Source organism: Ruthenibacterium sp. (genome assembly GCF_017421385.1).
In the GTDB taxonomy this organism is placed as follows: Bacteria; Bacillota; Clostridia; order Oscillospirales; family Ruminococcaceae; genus Ruthenibacterium; species Ruthenibacterium lactatiformans.
Window position 1 is genome coordinate 42,566 of the sequence record NZ_JAFOIN010000056.1, and the last position, 10,226, is coordinate 52,791.

8 protein-coding genes and 4 tRNA genes are annotated in these 10,226 nt (G+C 57.5%); all 12 read left to right on the forward strand.

What is annotated here, in order from left to right; all coding sequences use genetic code 11:
• The first annotated feature begins 47 nt into the window (after nucleotides 1-47).
• The 12 genes from tig (at nucleotide 48) to IIY41_RS06030 (ending at nucleotide 10,135) form a co-directional block, all read left to right on the forward strand.
• Nucleotides 48-1,364 carry a trigger factor gene (gene tig, locus IIY41_RS05975; protein ID WP_009325857.1) on the forward strand — a complete coding sequence of 439 codons (1,317 nt, stop codon included), beginning with the start codon at nucleotides 48-50 and terminating at the stop codon, nucleotides 1,362-1,364.
• Between the two features lie 198 nt (nucleotides 1,365-1,562).
• Complete coding sequence (locus IIY41_RS05980) at nucleotides 1,563-2,156, forward strand: ATP-dependent Clp protease proteolytic subunit (protein ID WP_009325856.1); 594 nt, start codon at nucleotides 1,563-1,565, stop codon at nucleotides 2,154-2,156.
• Between the two features lie 9 nt (nucleotides 2,157-2,165).
• Complete coding sequence (gene clpX / locus IIY41_RS05985; protein ID WP_009325855.1) at nucleotides 2,166-3,476, forward strand: ATP-dependent Clp protease ATP-binding subunit ClpX; 1,311 nt, start codon at nucleotides 2,166-2,168, stop codon at nucleotides 3,474-3,476.
• 165 nt (nucleotides 3,477-3,641) lie between these two features.
• The gene (lon, locus tag IIY41_RS05990) at nucleotides 3,642-6,098 is read left to right on the forward strand and encodes an endopeptidase La (RefSeq protein ID WP_117460211.1); all 2,457 of its coding nucleotides are present in this window, start codon (nucleotides 3,642-3,644) and stop codon (nucleotides 6,096-6,098) included.
• Nucleotides 6,099-6,108: 10 nt separating this feature from the next.
• Entirely contained in the window at nucleotides 6,109-6,696 is a 588-nt protein-coding gene (yihA, locus tag IIY41_RS05995; protein ID WP_287400130.1) for a ribosome biogenesis GTP-binding protein YihA/YsxC, read from the forward strand.
• A gap of 6 nt (nucleotides 6,697-6,702) precedes the next feature.
• A complete protein-coding gene (gene lysA / locus IIY41_RS06000) occupies nucleotides 6,703-7,998 on the forward strand; it encodes a diaminopimelate decarboxylase (RefSeq protein ID WP_009325852.1) in 1,296 nt (431 codons plus the stop codon).
• Complete coding sequence (locus IIY41_RS06005; protein ID WP_287400131.1) at nucleotides 7,998-8,753, forward strand: class I SAM-dependent DNA methyltransferase; 756 nt, start codon at nucleotides 7,998-8,000, stop codon at nucleotides 8,751-8,753. Before lysA ends, IIY41_RS06005 begins: the two co-directional genes overlap by 1 nt.
• Nucleotides 8,753-9,625 (forward strand): Hsp33 family molecular chaperone HslO, encoded by an 873-nt coding sequence (hslO, locus tag IIY41_RS06010; protein ID WP_287400132.1) that lies wholly within the window; start codon nucleotides 8,753-8,755, stop codon nucleotides 9,623-9,625. The genes IIY41_RS06005 and hslO overlap by 1 nt, the downstream gene beginning before the upstream one ends.
• Before the next feature lie 95 nt (nucleotides 9,626-9,720).
• A tRNA-Gly gene (locus IIY41_RS06015) sits at nucleotides 9,721-9,796 on the forward strand.
• 103 nt (nucleotides 9,797-9,899) lie between these two features.
• Nucleotides 9,900-9,975: transfer RNA gene (locus IIY41_RS06020), tRNA-Val, on the forward strand.
• Nucleotides 9,976-9,979: 4 nt separating this feature from the next.
• Nucleotides 9,980-10,056, forward strand: a tRNA-Asp gene (locus IIY41_RS06025).
• A gap of 3 nt (nucleotides 10,057-10,059) precedes the next feature.
• Nucleotides 10,060-10,135 (forward strand) — tRNA-Phe (locus IIY41_RS06030).
• Nucleotides 10,136-10,226: the final 91 nt, after the last annotated feature.

The window sequence follows — 10,226 nt, forward strand, 5'->3', positions numbered from 1 at the left end:
CGTATGCTATAATTGTACTCTGTAAGTTCAGTATTGGAGGAAATACAATGAATCTCGTCAAAAACGAAAAACTTGAAAACAACAGCCATGAACTGCAATTCTCCATTGACGCCGAAGCGTTCAACGCCGCAATTGCCAAAGCGTTCAAACGCGAGGCCGGTAAATACAACATTCCGGGCTTCCGCAAGGGCAAAGCCCCTCGCCATATGATTGAAAAGATGTTCGGCGCCGATGTGTTCCACTACGATGCCATCAATGACCTGTTCCCCGAGGCGTATGAAGCTGCCGTTGCCGAGAGCGGCATCGAGCCGGTGGACCGCCCCGAGGTGGACATCGTTTCCGCCAGCACCGAAGACGGCGTCGTGCTCAAGGCTGTCGTCACTGTCAAGCCCGAGATGAAGGTGGGCGAATACAAGGGTTTAAAAGCCACAAAGAAAGTCAATACTGTCGAGGACGCCGCTGTGGAGGCCGAGATCGAGCGCATGCGTGAGCGCAACGCCCGCATCATTACCCGTGAGGGCAAGGCTCAGGACGGCGACGTCACGGATATCGACTTCGAGGGCTTTGTGGACGGCGTGGCTTTCGAGGGCGGCAAGGGTGAGCATTTTTCCCTGACGCTGGGCTCCGGCCAGTTCATTCCGGGCTTTGAGGAGCAGGTTGCCGGCCATGAGGCCGGCGAGGAGTTCGAGGTGAACGTCACGTTCCCCGAGCAGTATCAGGCCGAGGAACTGGCGGGCAAGGCCGCTACGTTTAAGGTCAAGCTGCACGAAGTGAAGACCAAGGAGCTGCCCGCCGCGGATGACGAATTCGCGAAGGATGTGTCTGAATACGACACACTGGACGAGCTGAAAGCCAGCATTCGCAAGGGCATGGAAGAGCAGAACGAGAAGAATGCCGAGCTGGAAGTGGAGAACGATCTGGTCGAGCAGATCGTTGCGACGCTGGAGGGCGATATCCCGCCCGTTATGTTCGAGACCCGCATTGACGAAATGGTGCGCGATTTCGAGTACCGCCTGCAGCAGCAGGGCCTGCGCCTGGAGGATTACATCAAGTATATGGGCGGCGACACGGCCAAGTTCCGCGAAGGCTTCAAGGAGCAGGCTGAGAAGCAGGTGAAGATCCGTCTGGCGCTGGAGGCTGTGGCTGCAGCGGAAGGCATCGCGGCCAGCGAGGAGGACTTCGAGAACGAAGTCAAGCGCATTGCCGACGCCTACAAGATGGAAGTGGAGAAGGTGCGCGGCATCGTGCCCGAGGCCGAAGTGAAGAAGGACCTTGCCGTGAACAAGGCCATTGACTTCATCAAGCAGAACGCGGACGTCACCGTTGAGAATGTGGCGCCCCAGAAGGACGAGAAGGCGGAGTAAAGCGGGCCTTTTTGTCGGATAGTGACGACGCGTGACCGATACCCGCATTTTATGCGCGTATCGGTCATCTGTTACCCTGCTGCGGCGGCCGGTTTTACGGCCCGCCTGCGGCGGGCCGCGCGGCCGGGTACAGCGGGCTGCCGCGGCCATGCGATTTCCCATAAAGACTGAACCGCTGTAAAACAGGGAGGCTAATTTATGAGTTTGGTTCCTTACGTTGTAGAGCAGACCGCGCGCGGCGAACGCTCTTACGATATCTTTTCCCGCCTGTTGAACGACCGCATCATCATGCTCAGCGAGGATGTGAACAGCACGACGGCCAGCCTTGTGGTGGCGCAGCTGCTGTATCTGGAAGGTCAGGACCCGGAGAAGGATATCAATTTCTACATCAACAGCCCGGGCGGGTCCATCACGGACGGCATGGCGATTTATGACACCATGCGGTATATCAAATGCGACGTTTCCACCATCTGTGTGGGTATGGCGGCCTCCATGGCTTCCGTACTGCTTGCGGCGGGCGCAAAGGGCAAACGTTTCGCGCTGCCCAACAGCGAAATACTCATCCACCAGCCGCTGATCGGCGGACAGGTGGGGCTGCAGGGGCAGACGACGGATATCAAGATCCACGCGGACCATATGGTGCGCACGCGCAATAAGATGAACGGTATCCTCTCCGCTTGCACCGGCCAGCCGCTGGAACGCATCGAGCAGGACACGGAGCGCGACAATTATATGACGGCCGAGGAAGCAAAGGCTTACGGCCTTATTGACGACGTGATCTCACAACGATAAAGGTGTTATATGGCAAATAAAGACAACAGCAAAGACAAAAATCTCATCTGCAACTTCTGCGGCAAAAGCCAGGACGAAGTGGAGCGGATGATCATTGGGCCGGGTGTGAACATCTGCAACGAGTGCATCGAGCTGTGCCACTCGCTGCTGGATGAGGAAGGCAAGGCTCCGGCTCAGGCCCCGCGCCGCGGCAAGGCTGCCCCGGCCCATGCCGCGCCGCAGGATATCAATATCCTCACGCCGGCGGAGATAAAGGAAGGGCTGGACCAGTATGTCATCGGGCAGGACAATGCCAAGGTGGTACTGGCTGTTTCTGTGTACAACCACTATAAGCGTATCCTGAACATGGAAAAGACGGATGTGGACCTGCAAAAGAGCAATGTTCTGCTGCTTGGCCCCTCCGGCGTGGGTAAAACGCTGCTGGCACAGACGCTGGCGCGCATGCTCAATGTGCCCTTTGCCATCGCGGACGCGACTACGCTCACCGAGGCAGGCTATGTGGGCGAAGATGTGGAAAACATTCTGCTCAAGCTCATTCAGGCTGCGGATTTCGATATTGAGCGGGCAGAGCGGGGCATCATTTACATCGACGAGATCGACAAGATCACGCGGAAAAGCGAGAATCCCTCCATCACACGCGACGTGGGCGGCGAGGGCGTGCAGCAGGCGCTGTTGAAGATCCTGGAGGGCACTGTCAGCAATGTGCCGCCCCAAGGCGGACGGAAGCATCCACAGCAGGAGTTCATTCAAATCAACACGAAAAACATCCTGTTTATCTGCGGCGGCGCGTTCGACGGGCTGGAAAAGCATATCCAGAAGCGCACGGACACCTCTGCGCTGGGCTTTGGCGGCAAGCTGAAGGAGGACCCCGAAAAGGCGAAGCAGAACCTGCTGCGTCTGGTGGAGCCGCACGACCTGGTGCGCTTTGGCCTGATTCCGGAGCTGGTGGGCCGTATCCCTGTTGTGACAGTGCTGGACCCGCTGGATGAAGATGCGCTGGTGCGTGTGCTGAAAGAGCCGAAAAACAGCCTTGTGAAGCAGTACCAGACGCTGATGAAGCTGGACAGCGTGGAGTTGGATATCACGGACGAGGCGCTGCATGCCATCGCAAAAAAGACCATTGCGCTGAAGAGCGGCGCGCGCGGCCTGCGCAGCGTGATGGAGCAGTCGCTCATCGGCATCATGTACGAGATCCCCAGCGACCCAACCATCATCAAAGTGACGGTGGACGAGGAAACGGTGAACGGCGCGAAGCCGAAGCTGGAATACGGCGCGGTGCGCAAGCGGTATAAGGCGCTGGCGTCGGGCCGTGTGAACTGAGACGGCGGACGGATAAGTGAAAAAATGGCGGAACATGGGCGTTTTACCAATGTTCCGCTTTTCTTTTTGTTGAAAAGTTCACAAATTTCGTATATAATAAAGTTCCATAGAGCATTCATGGGGCTAAAGCCCTTTCAGATATGCATACAAAGGGGAGATACACGTATGTCGGAACGAGTAAAAATCATTTTGGATAAGAACGCGGATATCCTGCGCCTGCCGGCCATTGCACTGCGGGGCCTGGTGGTATTCCCGGGAAATATCATCCACTTCGAGGTGGGCCGCAAAAAGTCCATCGCGGCCATCGAATGGGCCATGAGCAATAACAACGCTGTCTTTTTGACTGCCCAGCAGGATATGGACGTGGAGGATCCCGGCTTTAAGGATCTGTATGCGTACGGCGTTGTGGCCGAGGTAAAGCAGGTGCTGCGTGTCTCGGACGAGCTTGTCAAGGTGCTGGTGGAAGGCAAATACCGTGCCAAGCTGCTGACGCTGGATTCAAGCGGGCGTTTTCTGCTGGCGTCTACCAAGGCCGCCGCGCTGCGCGGGACAAAATCGGTCGATTCCGCACGCGTGGAGGCGCTGGTGCGCAGTGTGAAAGAAGCCTTTGAGGAATATCTTTCGCTGAACCCGCGCCTTTCCAAAGACGTGGTGTATACCATCATCACCAATGAGGATGCAGCATTGCTGTGTGATTATATCCCGGCAAACCTGCTGCTGAAATATACCGACAAACAGGCGCTGCTCAATGAGGGCACTGTGTCCGGCCGCCTGGAAAAGCTGCTGGAGATCCTGCGCCGGGAGACGAAGATACTGCACATTGAAAAGGACATCCAGAGCAAGGTCAACGAGCAGATGGACAAAAATCAGCGGGATTATTACCTGCGTGAGCAAATGCGGGCGATTTCCAACGAGCTGGACGATTTCGACGACACCCGCGAGGAGGCCGAGGAATACAAGGCGAAGATCGAAAAAACAAAGCTGCCCGAAGAGGCGCGGGAGAAACTGCTCAAGGAAGCGGACCGCATGTTCAAAATGCAGGGCAATTCCCAGGAGGCTTCGGTCATCCGCACTTATCTGGACACATGTCTGGATCTTCCGTGGGATACGCGCACCGAGGATAATCTGGACGTCAATAAGGCTGCTGCGCTTCTGGATAAGGAGCATTACGGCCTGAAAAAGGTGAAGGAACGCATCCTTGAGATTCTGGCCGTGCGCAAGCTGGCGCCCGAAGTCAAAGGACAGATCATTTGCCTGGTCGGCCCTCCGGGCGTGGGTAAAACGTCCATTGCACGGTCCATCGCTGAATGCCTGGGCCGCAAGTATGCGCGAATGTCTCTGGGCGGCGTGCGGGATGAGGCCGAAATCCGCGGCCATCGGCGCACCTATATCGGGGCGATGCCCGGCAAGATCATCAGCGCCATCCTCACGGCAAAGAGCGCGAATCCGCTGCTCCTGCTGGACGAGGTGGACAAAATGGCCAGCGATTTTCGGGGCGACCCGGCCGCCGCCCTGCTGGAAGCGCTGGACCCGGAGCAGAACGTCGCGTTCAAGGATCACTATCTGGATATCCCGTTTGACTTGAGCGATGTGTTGTTTATCACCACGGCCAATACTACGGATACCATTCCGCGTCCGCTGCTGGACCGTATGGATGTTATTGAGCTTTCCAGCTATACGCGCGTGGAAAAGTTCGAGATCGCCAAGCGTCACCTGCTGCCCAAGCAGCTCGCTGCCACGGGCCTGAAAGGCCGTGTGAAGCTGACGAACTCCGCGCTGTACGGCCTGATCGACGGATATACGCAGGAAGCGGGTGTGCGCAACCTGGAGCGCGCCGTCACCGAACTGCTGCGCAAGTGCGCCAAGCGCATCGCGGCGGGAGAGGTGGAGACGCTTTCTGTAAGTGATAAAAACCTGGAAGAGATTTTGGGGCCGAAACGCGTGAAACCGGCTTTTCTCAGCCGTAAGGACGCCGTGGGCGTGGCCAATGGCCTTGCGTGGACCAGCGTGGGCGGCGAGATACTGCCCATCGAGGTGCAGACAGTGCCCGGCGGAGCAGGACGGCTGGAACTGACGGGTTCTTTGGGCGAGGTAATGAAAGAGAGCGCCAAGCTTGCCATCACCTACGCAAAAGCCCATGCGGAGGCTTACGGCTATGATGTTTCCGTTTTTAAAGATATCGATATCCACATACACGCGCCGGAAGGAGCCATTCCAAAGGACGGTCCGTCTGCGGGCGTAACGCTGACAACGGCGCTGGTGTCGTGCCTGTCCGGCCGCCCGGTGCGTTCTGATGTGGCCATGACGGGTGAGATTACACTCCACGGGCAGGTGCTGCCCATAGGCGGCCTCAAAGAAAAAAGCATGGCCGCCTACCGGGAGGGGATGAAGCTGGTGCTGATCCCGAAAGACAATGCTCCCGATTTGTATGAGGTGGACGACGCCGTGAAAAACGGTTTGACGTTCCGTCCGGTGAGCACGTTGGAGGAAGTTCTGCGCACGGTGCTGCTGCCCGCTAAAAAGCCTGCAAAGGCCGCGAAAGCGCCCAAGGCAGGCGGGGAAAAGCATACGCGACCGGTACCGCCGGAAAAAGCGGAACCGCAGCTCAGCATCCGCCAGTAAGGAGGCACGCATGGATACGACGAAAGCCGAGTTCAAGGCGTCCTACGGCCTTTCTTCTCAGCTGCCGGAACGGGACCGCGCGGAGATCGTTTTTTCCGGGCGCTCGAATGTGGGAAAGTCCTCTCTGATCAATAAGCTGTGCAACCGTAAAAGCCTGGCGCGTGTGAGCAGCACGCCGGGCAAGACGGCTACCATCAACTTTTATACGGTGGGCGGCGTCTATTTGGTCGATTTGCCGGGTTACGGCTACGCCAAGGTGGCGCAGGGCGAACGGCAGCGCTGGGATAAACTCATCAACAGCTATTTCGAGCGCGGACGGCGATGTGTGCTGCTGGTGCAGCTGCTGGACAGCCGCCATGCCCCCAGCGCCGACGATGAAATGATGCTGGAGTATCTGGCGCACCACGAGGTACCCTTCGTTGCGGCACTGACGAAGGCTGACAAGCTGAAAAAAAGCCAATATGCCGAGACGGCGGCACGTTTTGCGGAAATCTGTGCGCCCTATGGGTGCAGGGGCGTGGTGCTCACCAGCGCGGATAACGGATACGGCATTCCGGAATTGCGGGATGTCCTGGACCAATTTTTAGCGGAGGGGTAAAGAAGTATGGAAACAAAAGTGACGGCTGTCAACGGGCATGGACATTTGACGATCGGCGGGTTGGATACCGTAGCGCTGGCCTCGAAATACGGTACGCCGTTGTATGTGATGGACGAGGATGCCATCCGGGCCAACTGCCGCGCGCTGAAAAATTCCATGGACGCGCATTATCATAAAAAGGGTCTGGTACTGTATGCCAGCAAAGCGTTCTGCTGCAAGCGGATGTACCGTATCCTGAACGAAGAAGGCCTTGGTGCGGATGTGGTGTCCGGCGGCGAGCTGTACACGGCGCTGCAGGCGGGGTTCCCGGCTGAGCGAATTTATTTCCACGGAAACAATAAGACGGCTGATGAGCTGACCATGGCGCTGGAGAGCGGTGTGGGGCGTATCGTGGTGGATAACATCGCTGAGTTGGAGCTGCTGGGCGCGCTGGCAAAGGCAGCGGGCAAAACGGCCAGCGTGCTGTTCCGCATCAAGCCGGGTATCGACGCGCATACGCATAATTTCATCCGCACCGGCCAGATCGACTCCAAATTCGGCTTTGCGCTGGAGACGGGCGAAGCGCTGCAGGCTGTGGCTGCGGCGCTCAAGACACCGGGCATCCGTGTGGCGGGCATTCACTGTCACATCGGCTCGCAGATCTTTGATATCGATCCTTTCTGCCATGCAGCCGAAGTAATGCTGGGCTTTGCACAGCAGGTGCGCGCAGAGCTGGGATATACCATTGAAGAGCTGAATCTGGGCGGCGGCTTCGGCATCCGCTATGTGGCGCAGGATGATCCCAAGGCGCTGGAAAGCTATATGGAGGCGGTCTCCAAGGTGGTGCTGGGTTTCTGCGAAACAAACAGCTTTCCGGTGCCGTTTATCTGCATTGAGCCGGGACGTTCCATTGTAGGGGATACGGGCATCACGCTGTATACCATCGGCAGCGTCAAAACCATTCCGGGCTACCGTACATATGTTTCCATCGACGGCGGCATGACGGACAACCCGCGCTATGCGCTTTACCAGTCTGCTTATGAGGCGGTCGTTGCAAACAAGGCTGCACAGCAAAAAGACTTTACAGCGACGATCGCAGGGCGCTGCTGTGAGAGCGGCGACCTGATTCAGGAAAACACGCAGCTCCAGACGCCTGCTGTGGGAGATATCCTGGCTGTGCTGTCCACGGGCGCGTACAATTATTCCATGGCGTCCAATTATAACCGTGTGCCCCGTCTGCCCGTGGTGATGGTGCGCGGCGGAGAGGACAGCCTTGCCGTCCGGCGCGAAACGTACGAGGACCTCGTGCGCAACGACGTATAATGGCTTACGAAGCATTTGCAGGGGTATATGACGCGTTCAACGAGGACGCGGACTATGACGCCCTGTTCCGGTATGTATGCGGCGTGCTCCGCGCTCACGGTGTGGAGGACGGCATCGTGGCGGACCTGGGGTGCGGTACGGGAGAACTGACGCTCCGCCTGGCGGCCGCGGGATATGATATGATCGGCGTAGACCTCTCGCCGGAGATGCTCAGCGTCCTGAGGGAGAAGGCTTGGGAAACGGGGCAGGAAGGCCTGTTGCTGCTGTGCCAGGACATTGCAGAGCTGGACCTTTACGGTACGGTGCGCGCTGCCGTGTCCACATTCGATACGTTCAATCACATCGGGCCTGCCGAAAAATTCCGGCGGGCCTTGTGCCGCACTGCTCTGTTTGTGGAGCCGGGCGGACTGGTGCTTTTTGATATGAACACGCCTTACAAGCACGCACATATTTTGAGCGACAATGTCTATGAGATTGAGGCGGACGACGCGTATTGTGTCTGGCGCAACCGTTATGACGCGGCTGCGGGCTGCACGTATATCGCGGTGGAGATCACTTATCCCGATATGGATGAATGCGACAAGGAGGCCTTCACGGAGTATGCCTATTCTCTGGAAGAGATAACCCGTGCCTGCAGGCAGGCGGGGCTGCGCGTGGAGCATGTGGCGGACGGCGAGGATTTCGGCCCGCTGCGCCCGGACAGCGTGCGCTATTTTATTACGGCGGTGAAACAGGCCGCAGGGGAGAATGAATGATGTCAAGATTGATACGCGCCATTTCCGAAAATGGCGGGGTGCTTTTTTGCGCCGTGGATTCCACAGATATCGTCCGTGAAGCCGAGCGCATTCATAAGACGTCCGCGGTGACCTCGGCAGCTCTGGGGCGGCTGCTTACAGCCGCGTCGATGATGGGTGCAATGCTCAAGAGCGAAAAGGATTCTCTGACGCTGCGTATCAAAGGCGGCGGTCCGTCGGGTACTGTTCTGGCAGTTTCGGACGGGGCGGGCAATGTACGCGGTTATGTAGAGCAGCCTGTGGTGGAGCTGCCGCCTCGGGCAGACGGCAAACTGGATGTAGGCGGCGCTGTAGGCCGTGATGGCACGCTGAGCGTTGTGAAAGACCTTGGAATGAAAGAGCCGTATGTGGGCCAGGTGCCGCTGGTGAGCGGAGAGATCGCGGAGGATATTACGGCATACTACGCTGTCAGCGAACAGACGCCCACAGTGTGTGCGCTGGGGGTGCTGGTGGACAGGGACCTTTCCATCCTGACGGCGGGCGGCTATCTGCTGCAGTTGCTGCCGGGAGCCAGCGACGCGGAGATCACACATTTGGAACAAAATGTGGCGGCGCTGCCCTCTGTGACAGAGCTGCTGCGCAGCGGCGCGTCTTTGGAACAGATTATGGAGCAGGCTCTGGCGGGCTTCGCCCCGAATGTGTTGGACGAGCAGCAGGTGCGGTATCAATGCGACTGCAGCCAGGCGCGTGTGGAACGCGCGCTGCTTTCGCTTGGGCGGGATGAGCTTGCGGAAATGGCGGCGGAGGGCAAGCCTGTTGAGGTTTCGTGCCATTTCTGCGACAAAAAATATTATGTAGACGCCGGCGCGCTTTTGGGCGAAACGAAAGGATAAAGGCGTTTTTTTGAAAAAATTGCCGGATTCCTATTGACAAATATACGGCAATAAGATAAAATAAATATCGCCGCTCAGAGAGCAGCGGCGGTTACGCGGATTTAGCTCATCTGGTAGAGCGCCACCTTGCCAAGGTGGAGGTAGCGAGTTCGAGCCTCGTAATCCGCTCCATTTTCCGGTATGCGCCAAACCGAATACCGGATTTTTATTATCGCAAAACTGCTTGACAAATAAGTAGTTGATGTGATAAAATAGCATGCGTCGGTTTGGTTTCGGAAGTTTAGCTCAGCTGGGAGAGCATCTGCCTTACAAGCAGAGGGTCAGCGGTTCGAGCCCGTTAACTTCCACCAGGATGGCCCGGTAGTTCAGTTGGTTAGAACGCTAGCCTGTCACGCTAGAGGTCGTGAGTTCGAGCCTCATCCGGGTCGCCATTTGCCTCTGTAGCTCAGTCGGTAGAGCAGGGGACTGAAAATCCCCGTGTCATTGGTTCGATTCCGATCGGAGGCACCAAGCGCGGATGTACTGTCGTACATCCGCAAAAATATGCGGAATTAGCTCATCTGGTAGAGCGCCACCTTGCCAAGGTGGAGGTAGCGAGTTC